Origin of the sequence: Paraburkholderia sp. BL6665CI2N2 (assembly GCF_004366535.1) — a bacterium.
In the GTDB taxonomy this organism is placed as follows: Bacteria; Pseudomonadota; Gammaproteobacteria; order Burkholderiales; family Burkholderiaceae; genus Paraburkholderia.
On sequence record NZ_SORC01000001.1, the window covers coordinates 1,323,334 to 1,345,330 of the forward strand.

Annotated in this window: 16 protein-coding genes; 10 read left to right on the forward strand and 6 right to left on the reverse strand. The window is 63.0% G+C overall.

Annotated elements, in window-relative coordinates; genetic code table 11:
- Window position 1: 1 nt before the first annotated feature.
- From B0G81_RS05935 to B0G81_RS05945, 3 genes are all read right to left on the reverse strand, one after another.
- Window positions 2–940, reverse strand: a complete 939-nt coding sequence (locus B0G81_RS05935; RefSeq protein WP_012426329.1) for an ABC transporter permease subunit — start codon at window positions 938–940, stop codon at window positions 2–4.
- Window positions 941–956: 16 nt separating this feature from the next.
- Window positions 957–2,573 (reverse strand): peptide ABC transporter substrate-binding protein, encoded by a 1,617-nt coding sequence (locus B0G81_RS05940; protein ID WP_116123286.1) that lies wholly within the window; start codon window positions 2,571–2,573, stop codon window positions 957–959.
- Window positions 2,574–2,754: 181 nt separating this feature from the next.
- Window positions 2,755–3,327, reverse strand: a complete 573-nt coding sequence (locus tag B0G81_RS05945) for a cupin domain-containing protein (protein ID WP_012426331.1) — start codon at window positions 3,325–3,327, stop codon at window positions 2,755–2,757.
- Window positions 3,328–4,257: 930 nt separating this feature from the next.
- On the opposite strand from B0G81_RS05945, the gene B0G81_RS05950 reads away from it, so the two are divergent.
- The 9 genes from B0G81_RS05950 to B0G81_RS05995 all read left to right on the forward strand — a co-directional run bounded on the left by B0G81_RS05950 (window position 4,258) and on the right by B0G81_RS05995 (window position 16,148).
- Complete coding sequence (locus B0G81_RS05950; protein WP_134133866.1) at window positions 4,258–5,799, forward strand: oligopeptide:H+ symporter; 1,542 nt, start codon at window positions 4,258–4,260, stop codon at window positions 5,797–5,799.
- A 220-nt stretch (window positions 5,800–6,019) separates the two neighbouring features.
- Window positions 6,020–7,492: a PLP-dependent aminotransferase family protein gene (locus tag B0G81_RS05955; RefSeq protein WP_134133867.1), complete on the forward strand. Its 1,473-nt coding sequence runs from the start codon at window positions 6,020–6,022 to the stop codon at window positions 7,490–7,492.
- 156 nt (window positions 7,493–7,648) lie between these two features.
- Entirely contained in the window at window positions 7,649–9,730 is a 2,082-nt protein-coding gene (locus B0G81_RS05960) for a bifunctional 2',3'-cyclic-nucleotide 2'-phosphodiesterase/3'-nucleotidase (RefSeq protein WP_134133868.1), read from the forward strand.
- The gene (locus B0G81_RS05965) at window positions 9,727–10,473 is read left to right on the forward strand and encodes a tetratricopeptide repeat protein (protein WP_134133869.1); all 747 of its coding nucleotides are present in this window, start codon (window positions 9,727–9,729) and stop codon (window positions 10,471–10,473) included. Before B0G81_RS05960 ends, B0G81_RS05965 begins: the two co-directional genes overlap by 4 nt.
- A gap of 429 nt (window positions 10,474–10,902) precedes the next feature.
- Window positions 10,903–11,355, forward strand: a complete 453-nt coding sequence (locus B0G81_RS05975) for an HU family DNA-binding protein (protein ID WP_035559188.1) — start codon at window positions 10,903–10,905, stop codon at window positions 11,353–11,355.
- Window positions 11,356–11,758: 403 nt separating this feature from the next.
- Window positions 11,759–13,168, forward strand: coding sequence for a circularly permuted type 2 ATP-grasp protein (locus tag B0G81_RS05980; protein ID WP_012426335.1), 1,410 nt, complete (start codon window positions 11,759–11,761; stop codon window positions 13,166–13,168).
- Window positions 13,169–13,332: 164 nt separating this feature from the next.
- Complete coding sequence (locus tag B0G81_RS05985; protein ID WP_106277087.1) at window positions 13,333–14,283, forward strand: alpha-E domain-containing protein; 951 nt, start codon at window positions 13,333–13,335, stop codon at window positions 14,281–14,283.
- A gap of 12 nt (window positions 14,284–14,295) precedes the next feature.
- A complete protein-coding gene (locus B0G81_RS05990) occupies window positions 14,296–15,096 on the forward strand; it encodes a transglutaminase family protein (RefSeq protein WP_106277088.1) in 801 nt (266 codons plus the stop codon).
- A 179-nt stretch (window positions 15,097–15,275) separates the two neighbouring features.
- Complete coding sequence (locus B0G81_RS05995) at window positions 15,276–16,148, forward strand: proteasome-type protease (protein ID WP_106277090.1); 873 nt, start codon at window positions 15,276–15,278, stop codon at window positions 16,146–16,148.
- A gap of 230 nt (window positions 16,149–16,378) precedes the next feature.
- Here the strand turns inward: B0G81_RS05995 and B0G81_RS06000 are convergent, their stop codons facing one another.
- Together B0G81_RS06000 and B0G81_RS06005 are read right to left on the reverse strand one after the other, a co-directional pair.
- A complete protein-coding gene (locus B0G81_RS06000) occupies window positions 16,379–17,566 on the reverse strand; it encodes a porin (RefSeq protein WP_134133870.1) in 1,188 nt (395 codons plus the stop codon).
- Between the two features lie 416 nt (window positions 17,567–17,982).
- Window positions 17,983–19,314, reverse strand: a complete 1,332-nt coding sequence (locus B0G81_RS06005; RefSeq protein WP_134133871.1) for a YihY/virulence factor BrkB family protein — start codon at window positions 19,312–19,314, stop codon at window positions 17,983–17,985.
- A 256-nt stretch (window positions 19,315–19,570) separates the two neighbouring features.
- Here B0G81_RS06005 and B0G81_RS06010 point away from each other — a divergent pair, with 256 nt between their 5' ends.
- Window positions 19,571–20,110, forward strand: coding sequence for a YbaK/EbsC family protein (locus B0G81_RS06010; protein WP_134143008.1), 540 nt, complete (start codon window positions 19,571–19,573; stop codon window positions 20,108–20,110).
- Window positions 20,111–20,343: 233 nt separating this feature from the next.
- Here the strand turns inward: B0G81_RS06010 and B0G81_RS06015 are convergent, their stop codons facing one another.
- Window positions 20,344–21,831, reverse strand: a complete 1,488-nt coding sequence (locus tag B0G81_RS06015) for a SulP family inorganic anion transporter (RefSeq protein ID WP_134133872.1) — start codon at window positions 21,829–21,831, stop codon at window positions 20,344–20,346.
- Window positions 21,832–21,997 lie beyond the last annotated feature (166 nt).

Here is a 21,997-nt window from a genome sequence, read left to right on the forward strand (position 1 = left end):
ATCAGTACCGGATGCGCGGATCGAGCCACGCATACGCGAGGTCGACCAGCAGATTGAACAGCACCGCAACGGCGGTCGTCAGGACGACGAGGCCGAGCACGAGGGTGTAATCGCGATTGATCGCGCCGTTGACGACCAGTTGGCCGAGGCCCGGCAGCGCGAACACCGATTCGGTGACCACTGCCGCGGTGATCGACGAGATGCAGATCGAGCCGAGCAGCGAGACGACCGGCATCAGCGCCGGTTTCATCGCGTGACGCAGGACGATCGTGCGGCCCGGCAAACCCTTGGCGCGCGCCGTGCGGATAAAGTTGCCCGACAGCACTTCGATCATGCTGCCACGCATCACGCGCGCAATCGCGGCGACGTTGATGATGGTGAGCAGCACGATCGGCAGCACGCGGTAGCGCCACTCGCCTTCGCCCCAGCCGCCGGCCGGCAGCCAGCCGTGTCCTTCGGAGGTTTTCAGCAGAATTGCGAAGATCCACACCAGCACCGGCCCAAGCACGAACGGCGGCACCACGTTGCCGAGATTGCCGAGCACCATCACGAAGTGATCGACGAAGCGGTCGCGCCGCACCGCGGCCACCGTGCCGAGCGCGACGCCGATCACGAGCGCGATCGGCACCGACACGCCGCCCACGCCGAGACTCACCGGCAGCGCCTTCCACACCAGGTCGTTGACCGACCAGTCGGCGTAGCGGAACGACGGCCCGAGGTCGCCGTGCAGCAGCGAGCCGAGGTAGTGCAGGTACTGCAACCACAACGGTTCGTCGAGGTGATACTTGGCGTTGAGGTTCGCCAGCACGGCTGCCGAGAGTTGCTTCTCGGTGTCGAACGGGCCGCCCGGGGTGAGATGCAGCAGCAGATAGCACGCGGTGATCACGGCGAGAATCGTCGGGATCGCCCAGAGCGTGCGGCGCAGCGTATAGGCCAGCATGACGGTGCTCCCGCGTTTAGTGCTTGGTCAGATACATGTCTTGCGTGGCGCGCATGTCGAGGTAGTTGGTCGGCTTATAGCCGCCTACGTACGACTTGACCAGCCGGTCGGCCGAATACTGGAAGAGCGATACCACAGGGTAATCGTTCATGGCCAGATCGTGTGCCTGCGTGAACAGCGCGGTGCGCTTCGCGTCGTCGAGCTGCTGGTTGCCTTCGTCGATCAGCTTGTCGACTTGCGGGTTGCAGTAGCGCTGGTCGTTCTGCACGCTGTTGCAGCGGATCAGATCGAAGAACGAGTTGGCGTCGTTGTAGTCGACGAACCAGCCGTCGCGCGAGGCCTGCACCTTGCCTTCGTGGCGTTGCTTGAGCAGCACCTTGTATTCGACGTTTTCGAGCTTTGCCGTGACGCCGAGCTTGGTGCGCCATTCCGACGTGGCGAACAGCGCGACCTTCTTGTGCAGGTCGTTGGTGTTGTAGGTGAGCGTGAACGTCAGCGGCTTCGCGTCCGAATAGCCCGCGGTCTTCAGCAGGTTGCGCGCGTAGTCGATGCGCTTGGGCATCGGCCAGCTCGCCCACTCCGGCGTGAAGACGCCCGAGCCTTCGGTGCCCTTGGCGATCAGGCCGTACATCGGCACTTCACCGTCGGCGGTCAAACGCTTGGTCAGCAGGTCGCGGTCGAGCACCATTGCCAGCGCCTGGCGCACGCGCTTGTCTTTGAAGGCGGGGTCTTCGTTATTCAGGCTGTAGTAGTACGTGGCGATCTGCAGGCCGGTTTTCAGCTCGGGGCCGAACTGCTTGCTGACCTGCGCGTACACGCCTGACGGAATCGAATACGTGTAGTCGAACTGGCCGGCCTGGTACATGCGCATCGCCGTTTCGTCGTTTTCGATCGGCAGGTAGGTCACTTTCGTGATCACGACCTTGCCGTTATTCCAGTATGTCGGGCTTTTGGTCGCCACGAGACGGTTGCTCGGCTGCCAGTCGGTCAGCGCGTACGGGCCGTTGCCCACGAAGTTGCCCGGACGGGTCCAGTCGCCGCCGAACTTCGTCACGACCGCGCGGTTGACCGGCGTCATCGTCGCCATGGCTGTCAGCTGCGGGAAAAACGTGGCGGGCACTTCGGTGGTGACTTCGAGTGTGTAGGGATCGACCGCGCGCACGCCGAGGCTCGTCAGCGGCGCCTTGCCCGCGAGAATCGCCTTGGCGTTCTTCACGAATTCGACCAGCACCGTGTATTTCGAACCCGTCTTCGGATCGAGCACGCGTTGCCAGGAGTAGACGAAATCGGCCGCCGTGACCGGCTGCCCGTTGCTCCAGCGCGCATCGTGACGCAGCTTGAAAACCCATGTATTCGGTCCGCTACGCGACCACGACTCCGCGACACCGGGCACGATCGCGCCGCTCGCGTCCATGCGCGTCAGGCCTTCGAACAGGTCGAGCCCGATCGTATTGCCGGTCCATGACTCGATATGCGCGGGGTCGAGCGATTCGGTTTCGCCCGGCACCTGGCGAGTCATCTCCTGGCTGGCGGCGAGCGTGACGCCGGCGGGCACCGTAACGGCGAAAGCGGAAGGGGCAAACGTGAGGACGAGCGCGGTCAGCGCCGCCGTGTAGACGAACGGGGTTTTCATCGGTTGAGATCGCAGGAAAGGTCGAGAGAGAAACGCGCTGGCGCCAGGGCGCCCGTTTAGCTGCGTTGCTCGGGCCAGGGCGGCCCTTGTTGCTCGTGATGGTAGCGCGACATGCAGGATTCCTTACATTGCGTAATGCAGGCAATCCCTCGCCGGCTCAACCGGATAAGGTGCCCGCCCTTTAGAACAGTCTTGGTGTGCCCACCCAGACGACCACCGACTCGATGCGCGCGGTGTTCACCCAGCTGTGCGGCACCGTCGATTCGTAATGCGCGCTGTCTCCCGCGTGCAACACGAACGTCTTGCCTTCCAGCGTCAACGACACTTCGCCGTCGATCACATAAACAAACTCTTCCCCGGCGTGCGTCGTGACTTCCGAGCGCTTCTGCCCGGGCGGCATCCTCACCAAAATCGCTTCGAGCTGACGGCCGCCCGTCAAGTTGGTCAGCCGCGCAAACAGATTGGCCGAATCCGCAAAACCGAAAAACTTCAACTGATCGCCCCGGCTCACGCAGCGTTCCTCGCTGGGTGTGTCGACGAAATACTGCACCGTGACCCCGAGTGCGTGGGCGATACCGGCCAACGAAGTGATGGACGGTGACGCCAGCCCGCGCTCGACTTGCGACAAAAACGGCTTGGAAATACCCGCTGCGGTTGCCGTGTCATCCAGCGTGCGCTTGAGCCGTTGGCGCAGCGCGCGGATCTTGCTGCCGATTTCTAAAGCCGGATTGCTTTTTTGAATTGTCGTGACCATAGCAGGAGGAAATTAGCCCGTCAAAATTTGTTTGATATAAGTAAATATGGTTTGATTGCGGTCTTGGGCGGGACTGCGGGTCTTTTCAGCCCTGGGTGGTTGCGAGTGACCACATTTCGAGACTGGACTCTATGTTGCCAGAATCGAAACTAACCCCGGCCAAAACGGCCGTTTATTTCTGGAAACGGCGAACAATCGGCGTATCGACCGCGGTCTGCATGCTGATAAACGCGGTTATGCAATACGAGTATCAGGACGATTAAGCGTATGACACCAAAGGTTATTTCCGACGGCACGCGTCGATTTGGCGAAAAGACATGGCTGTAAGAGCAAGTAATCGACGCGGACTCAGTGGATTCCCTGAGTGACTTGGGATGTATCTGTTTGCAGAATCAGGCCCGCTTGCGGACGGGCGCGCATTGGGACACCACACGTGCGCATCCGGCCGCTGTTTATCATTTCGCCCGCAGCGATCCTGCGTGGCGGAGCACTGTCCGGCACGTTCCAACCGAACGGCGGCCGGCGCAAGGACATGACTATCACCGCCGATTCTTTCCACTGCGGGCTTTACGTCCGCCGCCGCGTGGTAACGCCTCTCTCTACGGCCCGCGGAATCTCCCTTGTCCGCCATGCTTTATCATTGAGCCCGCTCCGCATGCCGGAGTCCGAGCCCGGTGTGGCGCAGCGTCCTCCAAGAGGACTTGCTGCGGGGCGTTTCGCGAGGCGTGCGTCGATCCTTTCCCCTGGTTTCTCCGCTGGTTTGGCGCTTTAGCGCGCGCAAGAACGGGCTAAAGCGCTGCATCAATGCGCCTGTGCGCCTGTGGATCCACGTGATGGTGCGCGCTTCGCCGACTGTCTTTCCAGCTTCCGTTTCACGCGCCGCGCGGCCAGTTCGCGCGACGCCGCAACCGTTTGAACAAGAGGTACACGATGAATTCATCCAATCCGGCGGGCGCACACGTCTCGCAGACCCGTTCGTTCTCGACGGTCTTTCTGATCGAGATGTGGGAGCGCTTCGGCTATTACGGCATGGCCGCGCTGCTGGTGCTGTTCATGATCGACAAGCTGCAGTTCACCGACAGCCACGCCACGCTCACGTGGGGCGCGTTCACGGCGCTGGTGTACGCGTCGCCGTCGATCGGCGGCTGGATCGGCGACAAGATTCTCGGCGCGCGGCGCACGATGATCTTCGGCGCCGGCGTGCTGTCGGTCGGTTATTTCATGCTGGCGCTGCCGAATGACCAACTCGCCTATATGTACGCGTCGCTCGGCGTGATCGTGGTGGGCAACGGCCTCTTCAAGGCCAACGCGGCGAATCTGGTGCGCCGTATCTATGAAGGCGACGACGCGCGCATCGACAGCGCGTTCACGATCTACTACATGGCGGTCAACATCGGCTCGACGGTGTCGATGCTCGCCACGCCGTGGATCAAGGACCATTGGGGCTGGCATACGGCCTTCGCCGTTTGCTGCGCGGGGATGCTGTTGTCGGTGCTGAACTACTTCATCATGTTTCGCACGCTCGCGCATATCGGCTCCGCGCCGGACGCCGAACCGGTGCGCTGGAAGCGTGTCGGCGCGGTCGCGCTGGGCGGTCTCGCGCTCGGCGCTACGACCATGTTCGTGCTGCAGCATAAGGCGATCGCGGTGGCCTGCGTGTACACGGCGGGCGTCGCGATTCTGGCGATCTTCGGCTACATGCTGATGAAGTGCGAGCGCTCGGAGCGCTCCGGGCTGGTCGCCGCGTTGATCCTGACGGCGCAGGTGATCCTGTTCTTCGTCTTCTACGTGCAGATGTCGACGTCGCTCACGCTGTTCGCGCTGCGCAACGTCGATCCGCGTTTCATCCTGTTCGGCCAGACGTGGTTCACGTGGAGCGCCGCGCAGTTCCAGGCGCTCAACCCGATCTGGATCATGTTGCTGAGCCCGCTGCTCGCGCTGCTGTATACGAAGCTCGCGAAGAGCGGCAAGGACGTGCCGGTGGCGGTGAAATATGCGTTCGGTTTCGCCGTGGTCGCGGCCGGTTTCTTCGTCTATGCGGCAAGCGGCAACTACGCGGTGAACGGGCGCGTGTCGTCGTGGTTCATGGTGGGCGGCTACGGCCTGTATTCGCTCGGCGAATTGCTGGTGAGCGGCCTGGGGCTCGCAATGATCGCGCGTTACGTGCCGGCGCGCATGAGCGGCTTCATGATGGGCGCGTACTTCGTGGCGACCGGCGTGTCGCAATATCTGGGCAGCGTGGTGGCGAATTTCGCACAGATGCCGGCGGGCGATATGGATCCGCTGGAATCGTTGCCGCTCTACACCAAGCTGTTTACAGGCCTCGGCTGGCTCGCGGCGGTGGGCGCGCTGGTGGCGGTTCTGTTGCTGCCGTTGATGCGCAAGCTCTCGCGCGAACATCAGCGTTGCAGCGATGAGGCGCGTGAGAGCGCGCGGCAAACGGCGGCGTTGAATGGGGTGGTGGTGGAGTAATCACGCTCGGGTTGACGAACGAGGCGCACGCCATGACGTGCGCCGGTAAAACAGGAATGGCGCGCCTCGTAACGCAAGGCGCGCCATTTTTGCATCCGGAAGCGCCGCGCGCGCTGAAGTGTCCAAAGTGTCCATCCGATAGCACAGCCGGAGGTAATCTAACGGTTGCAATTGGTCTTCCCACGCAACCGTTTCCCAAACACCCAAGGTAGCCACCCGGATGGAAATCCATATCGCGGTAGAAGGTCATCACGATCTGTCCGGCCAGATCTATCGCCAGTTGCGCGCGGGTATTCTCGAAGGACGCCTTGCGGGCGGCACGCGTCTGCCGTCCACGCGCGACCTCGCCACGCAACTGGGCGTGTCGCGCAAGACCACGCTCGACGTGTTCGAGCGGCTGCTCTCCGAAGGCTATCTGAGCGCGCGCGGCGGCTCGGGCACCTTCGTCGCCGACGGTCTGGAGCGTCTGCCGGTGGAGCGCTCCGCGCATGCGCGGGCCGCGGAGTCGTCGCGCGAGCGGGCCAAGGCGAAGGCTGCCGCGCGCGCCCAGCCGCTGTGGGACGAGATGCCCGAGAGCCTGCCCCTGCCGAGGCCTTCGGTGGCGTCGCCGCAAGACTTCGTCGGCGGCGCGACTGACAAGACGCTATTTCCTTTCGACGTCTGGCGCCGCTGCGTGAACCACGCGTTGCGTGCCCAGGCGCGCGGCCCCGGCATCTATCGCGACACGGCCGGCGAGCAGGAGCTGCGCCTCGCGATCTCGCGCTACCTGGCCTTCAACCGCGCCGTCGCAAGCAACTGGGAAGACGTGATCGTCACGCAAGGCGCGCAGCACGCGCTCGATCTGCTGGCACGCATCACCTTGCGCACGGGCGAAGTCGCGGCGATCGAGGATCCTGGCTATACGCCGGCGCAGGCGTGCCTGAAGGCCACCGGCGCGCGCGTGGTGCCCGTGCCGGTGGACGCTGAAGGCCTGATCGTCAGCAAGCTGCCGGACAAGGCGCGGCTCGTTTACGTGACGCCCTCGCATCAGTTTCCGCTCGGCATGCCGATGAGTCTCGAGCGGCGCGTGGAACTGCTGGAATGGGCGCAGAAACGCGGCGCGGTGATCATCGAGGACGACTACGACTGCGAGTACCGTTTCGAAGGTCGGCCGATGGAGCCGCTGAAAAGTCTCGACCGCGCCGGACTAGTCGCCTATGTCGGCACGTTTTCGAAGACGATCTTTCCCGAGCTGCGAGTCGGCTATGTGGTGCCGCCGGCCTCGCTCTACGGTGCGCTCATCAAGGCGCGCCAGATTGGCGACTGGCACGGCTGCACGCTCACGCAAACGGCGCTCGCGTCGTTCATGCTCAACGGTGAATTCGCCAAGCATCTGCGGCGCATGCACAAGACCTACGCGGCACGCCGCGCGATGCTGCTCGATCATCTGCACGGCGGTCTCGCGCCCTGGTTCGATCCGATCGTGCCGACGGCCGGCATCCACATGGCGGCGCGTCTGAAGGCGCCGCTGACGGAAGAAGCGGTGGTGGGCGCGGCGCGAGAAGCATCGATCGGCTTGTATGGACTCGCGCGGTTTCATGTGCGCGCGAAGGCGCAGCCGGGCCTGATGTTCGGCTACGGCAATATCGCGGTCGAGCATATCGATGCCGCGCTCACGAAGCTCGCCGGCATCCTGCCGCGGCTCGCGCAATAGGCCCGCGATCCGCGCGTGCAGATTACTTATAGCTATCCGATGCCATACAAATCATTGTCATAAAGCCACCGTACGCTTGCGTCTCTGTAATTGTTTGTAAGGCAGAGCCGGCTCGATGGACCGGCGTGACAACACAACAAACCGGAGGGCGTAAGGATGCGAGTGACCTTGATGGCGGGCAAGCGGCTGCGCGCGCGTGGCGCGATCGGCGCGGTGGGAACCTTGGGTGCGCTGAGCGCGATCGGTATCGCCGTGGGTATCACGGCGTGCAGCAGCAGCGTGGACACACCTGCGCCGGCAGTGGCGAACGGCACGACCGCGACGCTCGCGTTGCTGGAAACCACCGACATCCATACCAATCTGCTGAGCTACGACTACTACAAGCTGGCGGAAGACAAGTCGCTCGGTCTGGAGCGCACGGCGACGCTGATCGCGGCGGCGCGCAAGGAATTTCCCAACACGCTGTTGCTCGACGACGGCGACACGATCCAGGGTACCGCGCTTGCCGATTATCAGGCGCAAGTCGCGCCGGTCGATTGCCAGACCACGCTCGGCGTCTACAAGGTCATGAATCTGCTCAAGTACGACGCGGGCACGATCGGCAATCACGAATTCAACTACGGCCTGCCGTTTCTGGCGCAAGTCACCGGCAGTGCGTTCGATGTGCCGAACATGAGCCCGGTTGCGTCGCAGCCGGCCTGCTCCGGGCCGAACTTTCCGCTGGTGCTGTCCAACGTGCTCGGCGCGAAATCGCAGCAGCCGATCTTCAAGCCGTACACCATTCTCGAACGCACGATCACGGCCACGACACCCGACGGCAAGACCGTCAGCGCGCCGATGAAGATCGGCGTGATAGGCTTCACGCCGCCCGCGATCATGGCGTGGGACAAGCGCTGGCTCGACGGCAACGTCTATACGCAAGGCCTCGTGGAAAGCGCGTCGAAGTATGTGCCGGAAATGAAGGCGAAGGGCGCGCAGATCATCGTGGCGATGTCGCATGGCGGCCTCGATAACTCGACCTATTCGCCGTCGATGGAAAACGGCAGTTACTATTTGTCGAAAGTGGCCGGCATCGACGCGATGCTGATCGGCCACTCGCACCAGGTTTTCCCCGATAAAAACAGCACCGTCACGCAATTCAATCTGCCGGGCGTCGACAAGGTGAAGGGCACCGTCAACGGCGTGCCGACCGTGATGGCGAATTTCTGGGGCAAGCATCTCGGCGTGATCAAGCTCGCGTTGAACTACACGAACGGCACGTGGACGGTGGACCGCACCTCGAGCACCGCGCAAGCACGCTCGATCCAGAACGCGGATAAAAGCTACGTCGCCGTCGATCCGTCGATCTCGCAGGCGATCGCCGCCGAACACGCCGCGACCATCAACTACGTGAAAACGCCGATCGGCACGACCGATTTCCGCATGACCACTTACTTCGGGGATGTGGGCGACGTGTCGGCAATCGAGATCGTGAACCAGGCGCAAGCGGCCTACACACAGGACTACATCAACGCGAATCTGCCGCAATATGCGGGCATTCCGGTGCTTTCGGTGAGCGCGCCGTTCAAGAGCGGCTTCGGCGGCGGTAACGATTTCACCGACGTCGCGCAAGGCAACGTGGCGATCAACAACGCCGCGGACCTGTACCTGTACCCGAACACGATCTACGCGGTGAAGGTGACGGGCGCCGATCTGAAGGCCTGGCTCGAAACCGCGGCGAAGCGTTTCAACCAGATCGATCCCGCGAACACCGCTTCGCAGGCGCTCGTCAGCACGTATCCCGGTTATAACTTCGACATGATCACGTCGAAGGATTTCAGCTACGAAATCGACGTCACGCAGGCGGTCGGCAGCCGGATTCGCAACCTGAAATATCAGGGCGCGGCGATTTCGGATACGCAGTCGTTCATCGTCGCCACCAACAACTATCGCGCGAGCGGCGGCGGGAATTTCCCGGGGCTCGACGGCAGCAAGACGATTTACGCGTCGCCGGACGCGAGCCGCGACGTGCTGATCGCGTACATCAAGAAAGTGCAGGCCATCAACGCGGCGAGCAACGGCAGCGATCGTAGCTGGCGCTTTACGAAGGTGGTGACGGCCGGTCCGGTGACCTTCCTGTCGGCGCCGAACCTGACGGCGCTCGCGCAGGCCAACGGCATTACCAACGTCGCGCAGATCCAGGCCGACGACGGCACCGGCAAGGGGCTCGCGGTCTACTCCGTGGACCTCGATCAATGAACGCGCGCTTCGCTTTGACGCTGGCGGCGGCCGTGACGATCTGCGCCGGGACATTCGCCACGGTGGCGGCCACGCGCGTGTCCAGCGTGCAGATCGACGACTGGCAAATGCAAGGCACGGCGACGCACACGGCTTGGCCGTTGTGGCAATTGCGGCTGACGTCCGCGTTCGGCAACGCGGCGGCGCGCGAAGCGCTCGCGGACGTGCTGGTGAGTTCGCCGCAGATCGACGAGCAACGCGAAGGCGTCGAGCGCTATCGCCGGCTTGCGCACGAGGGCGCTCCGCGTGCGCGTGCCACGCTCGGGCATCTGTTGTTGCGCGGGTTGCCCGGCGTCGCGCCGGACTACGTGGAAAGCCGCCGTTGGCTGACGCTGGCGGCGTCGCATGATTCACGCGATGCCCAGGCGGCCTACGATCTCGCGACGCTCTATCGCAACGGCTACGGCGTGGCGCGCGACGCCGGCGCGGCGATTCGCTGGCTCGAACAGGCGGCGCAAGCGGGCTTGCCGCTCGCGCAATTCCAGCTTGCCAACGAGTATCGCTTCGGCGCGACGCTGCCGCACGACGACGCGTTGGCGCTGCAATGGCTCACGCGTGCGGCCAATGCGGAGTTACCCGAGGCCAACCTCGCGCTGGCGATGGCCTATCGCAATGGCGAGCTCGGCATGGCGCGCGACGAGAACGAGTACTGGGCTCACGTGAAGGAAAGCGAACACGATCTCAAGCACGTCAACCGGCAGTAAAAGTGTTTTGACGCCCCCCGCGATTTTCTGTCGCAGGGCGAGATTGGCCGCCCCCTGCAGCGTTTTTCGCTGCAGGGGGCGTGTTTTTTCTGCCGCGTGAAAGTGCGCGGCGAGCGAGTCATGAAGTGTTTTTCTCGATCATCGAGCGATCCGCCGGCGATGCTCAGGCGCAGAAAGTGCCGTTATTCATGCATCGAAATGACTTGTAACGTACGTTACGTGTTGGTGTTGCCAGGCTCGCCGACGCATGTTTACCCGCTAAAACAGGCATCAAAATGTGTTGCGCAGTCTGCGCCGCGCAACAAACCTTCGCTGTTATACATAAAAGAGTCGCGCAAATCGTATTAGCGCTTGTAGAATCCGGCGTTGAAGCGTGCACATACGGTGTGCGCTTCGTGCAATTCACTGACCACAACAGGTAGGAGAAACATGCCGACTTCCGCAAAAAAGGTGGCCAAGAAGGCTGCTGCCCCGGTACCCGCCAAGAAGGTTGCTGCAAAGAAAGTTCCTGCGAAGAAGGCCGTCGCAGCTAAGAAGGTCGCCGTGAAGGCGTCCAGCGCTCCGTCGCCGATCAAGGACACCTTCACGAAGGCCTCGCTGGCTGCACACGTCGCTGAACGCGCTGCTGTGGAACCGAAAACCGCCAAGGCTGTTCTGGCCGCGCTCGAAGATACGATCCTCGGCGCCGTGCATAAGAAGGGCGCTGGCGAATTCACGCTGTCGGGTCTTCTGAAGATCGTCGTGCAAGCTGTCCCGGCGAAGAAGAAGCGCTTCGGCAAAGACCCGTTCTCGGGCGAAGAGCGTTGGTTCCCGGCCAAGCCGGCTAGCGTGCGCATCAAGGCACGTCCGCTGAAGAAGCTGAAAGACGCTGCTGCGGGCTGATCGAGCCTCACGCGTTGCCGCTGTTTTAACAATGGTTGACGCTTGATGCGAACCGAGGCACATGCCCTCGGTTCGATCCGCAGTACACGTTGTCCGAATCCCCGCGGGTGAGAATCCACGGGGATTTTTTATGCGTACGCGGCGTATTGCGATTTCGCCGGATGCCTCACATCAATCTGCTCTGTCCGTGCACCGCCGCGCCGCATATGCACTGTACTAGCGCATCATGGGCCGCCGCAGTACGATGACAGCGAAGCCATGCCGGCCGGGATGCGCTATTCGCGTGCATGCAGGCGGTTTAGTACGCTGAAAGCTCAATGGCATAGCGCTTGCTTGATCGATTGTCGAACACCGAATGCGCAGCGCATTCGCCTTCTATCCGACAACAAGAGCGGGGCGTGACATGCGATGCTATGACGAGATGCGTCATCATGACGATGCCGTGCGGCCACACTACGCGCGCTTTGAGCGGTGGCTGGTGAAGCAGGGCAACGAGGCGATCGCACGCAAGCGTGCGGAAGCCGACCTGCTGTTTCGCCGGGTCGGCATCACCTTCGCGGTGAACGGCGACCTGTCCGGCACCGAGCGGTTGATCCCATTCGACCTGATTCCGCGCATCATTCCGCGCGGTGAATGGCAGACGCTGGAGGCCGGTTTGCGTCAGCGCGTGCAGGCGCTCAATCTGTTCATCCACGACGTCTATCACGACCGCAATATCGTGCGCGCCGGCATCGTGCCGGCCGAGCAGGTCTACACCAACGCGCAATACCGGCCTGAAATGCAGGGCGTGAATGTGCCGCTCGGTGTTTACGCGCATATCGCCGGCGTCGACGTGGTGCGAGCGGGCGACGAGGGCGAGTTCTACGTGCTCGAAGACAACCTGCGGGTGCCGTCGGGCGTCTCCTATATGCTCGAAAACCGCAAGATGATGATGCGGCTTTTCCCCGAGCTGTTCGTGCAGAACCGCATTGCGCCGGTCGCGCATTATCCCGATCTGCTACTCGATACGCTGCGCTCGGTCGCGCCAGAAGGCGTCGACGATCCGGTCGTGGTGGTGCTCACGCCGGGCATGTACAACTCCGCGTATTTCGAGCACACCTTCCTCGCGCAGCAGATGGGCGTCGAACTGGTGGAAGGCAAGGATCTGTTCGTCGACGACAACTATGTGTTCATGCGCACGACGCAAGGGCCGAAGCGCGTCGACGTGATCTACCGCCGCGTCGACGATGATTTTCTCGATCCGCTCGCCTTCCGCAACGACTCGGCGCTCGGCGTGCCCGGTTTGCTGACCGCGTATCGCGCGGGCCGCGTCGCGCTCGCGAACGCGATGGGCACCGGCATCGCCGACGACAAATCGATCTACCCGTACGTGCCGGAAATGATCGAGTTTTACCTCGGTGAGAAGCCGATTCTCAACAACGTGCCCACGTTCCAGTGCCGCAAGCCGGATGACCTGGCGTACACGCTCGCGCATCTGCCGGAACTGGTGGTCAAGGAAGTGCACGGCGCGGGCGGCTACGGCATGCTCGTCGGACCGGCTTCGACGAAAGCCGAAATCGAATCCTTCCGTGAGCGGTTGATCGCGCGTCCCGCGGGCTACATCGCGCAGCCCACGCTCGCGCTCTCCGCATGTCCGACCTTCGTCGAAGCCGGCATCGCGCCGCGCCATATCGACCTGCGTCCGTTCGTGCTGTCCGGCAAGACCGTCACGATGGTCGCCGGCGGACTGACGCGCGTGGCATTGCAGGAGGGCTCGCTCGTCGTCAATTCGTCGCAGGGAGGCGGGACCAAAGATACGTGGATGGTCGACTGACGCGGTTGCCGATGCGGTTGCACAGGGTTCACGCAACCGCGCCCGCAACCCAACGCGCCGGGCAGCACGTGATACGCAACACGCGCGCCGCCGGTGCACACGGATAACCAGCGCGGGCCTTTTACCTCGACAAGGCCTCGCGTCATCAGATACGGAACGCCGTCATGCTAAGCCGAACCGCCGATCACCTTTTCTGGATGGCCCGCTACATGGAGCGCGCGGAGAACACCGCCCGCATGCTCGATATCAACCTGAAGGCGCTGCTGTTGCCGCAGACGCCCGACCAGGAGGCGCGCGCGCAACGCTCGGTGCTGCGCATCTCCGAACTCGAAACCGCCTTCGCGCAGCGTTACGACGAACCGACCCGCGAACACGTGCTCGATTTCATGGTGGCCGATGCGACCAATCCGTCGAGTATCCATTCGTGTCTGCAGGCCGCGCGCGAAAACGCCCGCGCCGTGCGCGGCACGCTGACGACCGAGTGGTGGGAAACCATCAACGACACGTGGCTCGAATTCAACGAGCGCGCCTCGGCGGGGCAGGCCGCGAGCAATCCGGGCGCGCTGTTCGAATGGGTCAAGTTCCGCTCGCATCTGTCGCGCGGCGTGACGATCGGCACCGCGCTTCAGGACGACGCATTCTTCTTCACGCAGCTCGGCACTTTCCTCGAACGCGCCGACAACACCGCGCGGATTCTCGACGTGCGCTTTGCCGACGTGGAACCGAATTCGCGCGATGCCGCGCGCCAGCTCGAAGATTTCTATTACTGGACCTCGATCCTGAGTTCGGTGTCGGCGCTGGAGATCTATCGCAAGGTGTATCGCGACGTCGTCACGCCGGCGCGCGTGGTCGAACTGATGATCCTGAATCAGCAGATGCCGCGTTCGCTGCTGGCGTCGCTCGAAGGCGTCTGCGTGAATCTGGCGATGCTGCGCACCTCCGGCTCCAACCAGTGCGAACGGTTCGCCGGCAAGCTGCGCGCCGAACTCGTGTACTCCGACATCCGGCAGATTTTCGAAGCCGGCCTGCACGCCTATCTGACACAGTTCCTCGCTCGCGTGTTCGAGCTGGGCAATCTGGTTGCGCGTACCTATCTGATGTTGCCAGTCGCCTGACGGAGTTTCTTTATGTACCTGACGATCCGCCACGACACGTCCTATCGCTACGAAGCGACTGTCCATTATTCGATCCAGCAACTGCGTCTGACGCCGGCGAGCGGCGCCTCGCAGGTCGTACGGCGCTGGAGCATCGACGCACCGGGCAAGCTCGACGCGACGTTCGACGCTTACGGCAACGTGCTGCACACGCTGGTCATCAACAAGCCGCATAGCGAGATTCGTCTGCACGTGGCCGGCGAAGTGGACACGATTGCGCTGATCGACGGCCATTTGCCCGACGCCGTCGGCCCGATTCCGCTCGAGCATTTCACCTGCTCGACGCGCTTGACCGAGGCCGATGCGGCGGTCCGTGAGCTGGCCGAATCGGTGCCGAGCTTGACCAGTTCGGCGAATCTGATCGCGCTCTCCGAACAGATCGTGCAGCGCGTGAAGTACAACCCGGGCATTACCGAAGTCACCAGCACGGCCGCCCAGGCGCTCGAACTCGGCAACGGCGTATGTCAGGACCACGCGCATCTGATGCTCGCGTGCTGCCGCGCGCGCGGCATTCCGGCGCGCTACGTGAGCGGCTATATCGAACCCGGCGAGGTGACGCACGGCGCGAGCCATGCGTGGGTCGACGTGTGGGTCGAAGGCAAGGGCTGGATTTCCATCGACGTCACGCATGCGGCGTTTGCCAGCGAACTCTATTGCCGCCTCGCAGTCGCGCGCGACTACGAAGCCGCCGCGCCAGTGCGTGGCCGGCGTATCGGCGGGCTGGAAGAGCAGCTTAAAGTGTCCGTTACGGTCAGCGGGCAACAGTCGCAGTAGACGCGCAACGAGGGCGGCTCACAAAAAGGGCTCCGGAGGCGCCAGTGAGTGCCAGCCCTCATATCGCCATTCAGAATAGGCCCGCCACGGCCGATAAACGGGATATAACGGGATAGAGGCGCATGCGCGCCGCATTACAATAGCGCCGTTCAGTTGTTTTTTTGCGGGTACCTTTTCTTATGACTTACTGTGTCGCGATGTCCGTCGACGACGGTCTCGTGTTCCTCTCGGACACGCGCACCAATGCGGGCGTCGATCACATCAGCACCGCGCGCAAGATGTCGGTGTTCGAGTTGCCGGGCGAACGCATGCTCACGCTGCTGGGCGCCGGCAATCTGTCGCTGACTCAAGCGGTGTTGCACGAGTTGTCCGAGCCCACCGATCCTTCCCAGCCCACGCTCTGGAGCGCGCCGACCATGGCCGACGCCGCCCGCGTGATCGGCCGTGCGGTGCGTTGCGTGCATCAGCGCGAGGCGGAGGCGTTGCAGGAATTCGGCGTCGACTTCAATTGCAGCTTCATTCTCGGCGGGCAGATCGCGGGCAACCGGCCGCGTCTGTTCATGATCTACGCGGCGGGCAATTTTATCGAGGCGTCGGCGGTCAATCCGTATTTCCAGATTGGCGAGGCCAAGTACGGCAAGCCGATCATCGACCGCGTGTTGACGCCGTCCACGCCGCTCGACGAAGCCGCCAAGTGCGCGCTGATCTCCATGGACTCGACGCTGCGCTCGAATCTGTCGGTCGGCCTGCCGCTCGATCTGCTGGTCTACCAGAAGGACACGCTGCGCGTCACGCGCTTCGTTTCGATCGATCACGACAACGCGTACTTCGAAATGATTCACCGGACGTGGGGCGAGCGGCTGCGCCAGGTGTTCGGCGAGATCCCCGATCCGGACTGGCAGGAATCGCCGAATGTGCCGCTGTTGCAGCGGGAGCGGGCGCTGGTGCTGCATCGCGCGCCGGTGGGCGCTGACGGCATCGAGCATGAACTCGACGCGAAGCCCGCGCAGACGTTGGCGCAGGCGGAGAGGGGCAAGGCGCAGCGGAAGTAGGCCGAAGACAGACGCGGTCGCACGCGTCGGGCCGGTGTGAAGTGCGGGCTCGGCGGGAAGCAGTACAGCAGAGGTCGTCAGGAGCCTGAAGCGGGCTTGCTGGCGGCCTTTTTCATTGGGTGATTGAGAAGAATCAAAGAAAGAACTCAGGACGAAAAAAAACCAGCCACAGGCTTTCGCCAGTGGCTGGTCTTCAACTGCGTGTTGCTTCAGCAGTCCGTCAAGTTCGATTAGAACTTGTGGCGGATGCCCAGGCTGACCAGTTCTTGCGAGCTGGAAGCCGAGTTGTAGCTGTACGAACCGATTGCCGCGCCTGCGTTGACCAGCGTGCCGTCCGAACTGCGTTGCTGACCGCTTGCGTGCTGATATGCGCCGACCAGGTAGATGTCCGTGCGCTTCGACAGGTTGTAGTCGCCGCCCAGGGAAACCTGGTGATACGTTGCGCTCGAATCGCCGCTAGCCTTGGTGTAGATGTAGCCCACGCCAACCAGCATTGCCGGCGTTGCCTGGTAACCCAGGTATGCGCCACCGACGTTGTACTTCTGGGTCGAACCGAAGCCCGAGTTCGCGTCCGGCTTGTACTGTGCGTTGCTGTAACGCAGGTTGGCCGTGAACGGGCCTGCGACATATTGCACAGCAACCGAAGCGATGCCGATCGACTTGGCCGCGGCGTATGCGCCGTTGACCTGGTTGTCGAACGTGCCGTCCGACGTGCTGCCGTTCCAGCCAGCTGTCGGCGGCGTGCCGGCGGTGCGGCTAGCCAGCGTGTTGCCGTTGTCCATGCGGAAATAACCAGCAGCCACGCTGAACGGGCCCGTTGCATAGGTTGCAGCGCCCGACCACGATTGACCCGAACCCGTTGCGCCAGCCACGCCGCCCAGAGCGTACATGCCTTCGAACTGGAAGCCGCCCCACACCGGCGAGGTGTACTTGATGGCGCTGTTCGTGCGCGAGGAGTTGTCGTTGTTGTCGACGTCGCCCGGCGTGGTGAAGGTCGAACCGAAGTAGTTGTCAGCCGTCAGCGGCTGAACCAGGTCGACCAGCGGGTCGTATTGACGACCCAGCGTGAACGTACCCCACTGATCACCCGTCAGGCCGACATACGCTTGACGACCGAACATACGGCCGCCTTGACTCAGCTTGCCGTTGTTCACGTCAAAGCCGTTTTCCAACTGGAAGATTGCCTTCAGGCCACCGCCGAGGTCTTCCGTGCCCTTCAAGCCGAAACGCGGACCTTGCAGGTTGCCGCCGACCAGGCCGACCTGATTCGAGTTCTTGCCGTTCGCGTCAACCGTGTTGTGAGCGTACTGGATCGATTCGTCGATCAAACCGTACAGGGTCACGCTGCTTTGAGCATGTGCCACGCCAGTGACGCCGAGGAGCGCCAGCGAGAGGGTAGACAGTGCGATTCGTTTCATCCATTTCTCCACGCAGATGATTAGTTTCTTTGTTGCGGAAAGGAGAATAGCTCACCGGGTCAATCGGCAAGAACTGGAAAAAAAAGAGTGTCTCCAAAAACTGACAAATCACGCAAAGCCTTGTATTTAAAGCGCGTTAACGATTATTTCTGTTTCAGCAACATTTATTCGTTGACTCAGCATTATTGTTGTTTTGATGACAGTGACGACTCCAATACGCGTACTTTCGACATTGATTTGTAGGCTAAATGTAATGATGTCGTCTAATTTTCCGGCTCGTTCTGTAGCGTTTCCATAAGAATTGAAGCAGATCTGGCTTGACGGAGCCGCTAGACAGGTTTTCGTCGTTGTGAGCAGGCGCACCCATGCAGGCGCTTGCAGGTGCGGCCCGTGAAGCTGGGCCGCGACTGGATGCCTTAGCGTTCGCTGTTATCGGAATTGCGGCGCGCAACCATTGCTGCAGCCAGTCCGGCGGTCGCCGCCACGAGCACCGAAGTCCACGGATGCCGCCTTACGTAGCGGTCGGCCGCAACGGCTTTGCGGCTTGCTTCGATCAATGTGACCGCGGCGATGCGCGTCGCTTGCGCTTCAGCGAGCACGACCGTGCGCCCGACCTTGAGCGCCGTTGCCCCCGCCGACGGCCGGTTTCTGGCTTGCGTCTGGAAAGTCGCCGCCGGCGCGGCGCCGTCCAGCGCGCCGGCCCTCGCGGCGCGCATGGCGGGAGTGAGAGCGGCGTCGCCCGGCGCGGCGCGTTCGTCCGCTTGCGCATCGGCGTGCGGCACCGCATCCGCGCCAACAGTCGATGCCGCCAGCACCGAGGCGAGCTTGGCACGGCTGCCCGGCGGCGTCTCGTTCTGCATACCCCAGCCTCCGCGCGGATCATGCATGCGCCCGCGCGCCGCCGAGAATTCCGCACCGAGCAGCAGCACGGCGGCGGAGAAATACAGCCACATCAGCAGCACGGCGAGCGAACCGGCCGCGCCGAACGAGGTGGCCATGCCGGCGTGCGCGAGATACAGCGCGAACAACTTTTTGCCCGCCGAAAACAGCACGGCCGCGACGATCCCGCCGACGAACGCATCGCGCCAGCGCACGCGCGCATCCGGCAAAAACTTGAGCAGGCCCGCGAAAGCGAACGCCAGCACGAGCAAGCCGACGCCGAGTTGCAGAAGATTGCCGATCACGACGTACGGCGAGTCGCCCCACAGCCACTTGCCGACGAAGGTGATGACGGTATCGAGCACCAGCGACACAATCAGCAAAAACGCGACCCCGAGCACCAGCCCGAACGAAATCAGCCGCACTCGCACGAGTGCCATCACGCTCGACGAACGCGGCCCGGTATTCGGCCAGACTATATTGAGTGCGCTATTGAGCGACGAAAAGGTCGCGGAGGCGCCGATCACCAGCGTCACGAGCGAGATCACCGCCGCGATGCCACCGGCGCTGCCGCTGTGATGCGCGTTCTCGACGATCGTCTGGACGCCCGCGGCGGCCTGATCGCCGAGCAGTCCGTGGATATGGGTGAACAACTCGCCGCGCGCGGCTTCGGCGCCGAAGAACCAGCCGGCCACGGCGATCACCATCACCAGCGTGGGCGCAAGCGAGAACGCCGCATAGAAAGCGATGCTTGCGGCCATGGCCGCGCAGCGGTCTTCGGCAAACTGTTTGAAGGCGCCGATGGCCCAGTTGGCCTGTTTGCGGGCCACTTGCTGAAGGTTCTCGGCGGAAAGCGTGTCGATGTCCATGGTCGTGTTTCCCAATGGGTGCTGGCGCCGCGCGGGCAATTCGAGGTGGCGGGTGCGGACCGGGTGTGTGCGGACAGATCGGGCTGCTTCGCCGCAGTCTTCGCGTTCAAGCCTTTCGCAAACCTTGTGCCCGTCACTATAACAAGCGCGACCGGCGCGCGCCGCGTGCGTGCCGGTCACGTGCCGGCACCGTCGACGCACCATGAGCCAGGTGTGCCGTTAGAATGCGCAGGGATCCTCAAACACTTTGCTCACTATGCACTCGCACGAACTCGTACAGCGGCTGGACGTCATTGCAGCGGAACAATTGGACGCGCATTTGCCTGCGCATGTGGTCGAGCAATTGCCGGCGCAAGGCGTCACGGTTTTCTCCGTCACCGACGACGCGTCGGACACCGCCGCATTCAGCGCGCGCTACGGCTTCGGTCTGGAAGACTGCGCGAACACGATCGTGATCCGTTACAAGAAAGAGGGCGGCGAGCATTACGCGGCGGTGGTCTCGCTGGGTTCGCTGCGGCTCGACATCAACGGCGCGGTGAAGGCGGCGCTGGGCGCGCAGCGGCTTTCGTTCGCCAAACGGGAAGCGGCGGTCGAGCATAGCGGCATGGAGTTCGGCGGTATCACGGCCTTCGGTCTGCCGGACGACTGGCGCATTCTCGTCGATGCCGCCGTCATGGAGCGGACCCAGATCGTCATGGGCGCGGGCGTGCGAGCCGCCAAGTTGTTGCTGGCGCCTGACGTCCTGCGTCAGTGGCCGCGCTGCGAAGTTGCCTCGCTGACGCTGCCGGCGGAATAAATCGTCCCTCACCCCGCGCGCACATAGTCAGGTATGAAGGCGCCGCCGCGTCCATCGCGTCGTGAGCCGCGCCTGCCAAACCCTCGTCCTGGCCCTGCGCCCGAAGCCGATCGGCAAAGCCTGAAGTTTTCTGTCCCGCTCCGCCGTTAATCCGAAGAGTCGCATGAATCGCCGCGGCGTCCGCAGGGGTGTGCACGTTGCCGGAACGACGCGGGCCTGCGCTTGAGCGTACGTCAGGCCAGCGCGATACCGGCGCGGCTCAGCAGGCGCTGGTTGCGTTCGGACAAGTTCTTCATGCTCAATTCCTTGCCGGCTTTTCGATAACGTTCGACCAGCGCTTGCAATGCCGCCAGGGCCGAATGATCTGCCAGCAGCAGATCGCGGCAGTCGACGGTGACGCGCTCGGGATCTTCCGCCGGGTCGAAAAGCTCGTGAAAGCGGGTGGTCGATGCGAAAAACAGCGTCCCGCGTGGCGCGTAAATCTTGTCGCCGGCGCGGTCTTCGACATGCGCGTGGATTTCACGAGCGTGCTGCCACGCAAAATTGAGCGCGGCGATCACGATGCCGCACAACACCGCGATCGCCAGATCGGAAAACACGGTGATGACGCTGACCGCCACGATCACCAGCGCGTCGTTACGCGGCACCTTGCCGAGCACGCGCAGCGAACCCCACGCGAAAGTCTGTTGCGCCACCACGAACATCACACCGACCAGCGCCGCCAGCGGAATGCGTTCGATCAGCGGCGACAGGAACAGGATGTACATCAGGATCATCACGCCGCTGACCACGCCGGACAGGCGCGACCGGCCGCCCGAATTCAGATTGATCATGGTCTGGCCGATCATGGCGCAACCGCCCATGCCGCCGAACAGACCCGAGGCGATATTCGCGGCGCCGAGCGCGAGGCATTCACGATTCGGCTGGCCGCGCGTTTCGGTGATCTCGTCGGTCAGGTTGAAGGTCAGCAGCGTTTCCAGCAGACCGACGATCGCCATCAGCACCGCGTAGGGCAGCACCACATGAAGCGTGTCCAGATTCAGCGGGACGCCCGGCATATGCAGACTCGGCAGGCCGCCCGCAATGTGCGCCATGTCGCCGAGCGTGCGGGTCGGCACAGGCAGCCACTGCGTGAAGAGACCCACGCCGACGATCGCCACCAGCGCGGGCGGCGCCGCGCGCGTGAGCCGCGGCAGCAGATAGACGATCGCCATGGTCAGCGCGACGAGTCCGCACATCACGAGCAGCGCGCTGCCGTGCAGCCATTGCTCGCCTTGCGGCGTGCTCTGCCTGAAGTGCGCGAGCTGCGCCATCGCGATGATGATCGCCAGTCCGTTGACGAAGCCGAGCATGACCGGATGCGGGACCATGCGGATCAGTTTGCCGAGCCGCAGCGCGCCGAACAGCACCATCAAGATGCCGCTCAGGATCACGGTGGCAAGAAGATATTGCGCGCCGTGTTGCACGACGAGCGCCACGATGACCACCGCCATCGAACCGGCGGCTCCGGAAATCATGCCGGGTCGTCCGCCGAACAACGCCGTGATGGCGCAGATGAAGAAGGCGCCGTACAGCCCCATCAACGGATTGAGATGGGCGACCAGCGCGAAGGCGATGCATTCCGGCACCAGCGCGAACGACGAGGTCAGTCCTGCGAGGACATTGCTTTTGATGCCGGGCAGCGTGGCGAGCCAGCCGTGAGTGGGACGAGCGGTGTTCATCTTGAGCGAGGTGGGAAGTCCGGGCTAACGGCGTGCATGCAAGCGAGACGCGCGTCCGCAGACAGATGAGTGTCCCGGCCTGGGGCGCAGCGGGGGCCGGGCAAGATTGCAAAAAGCGTGGATTTTACAGCAGGGCGGTCTGGATGACCGGGAGGCGGGTAACGCG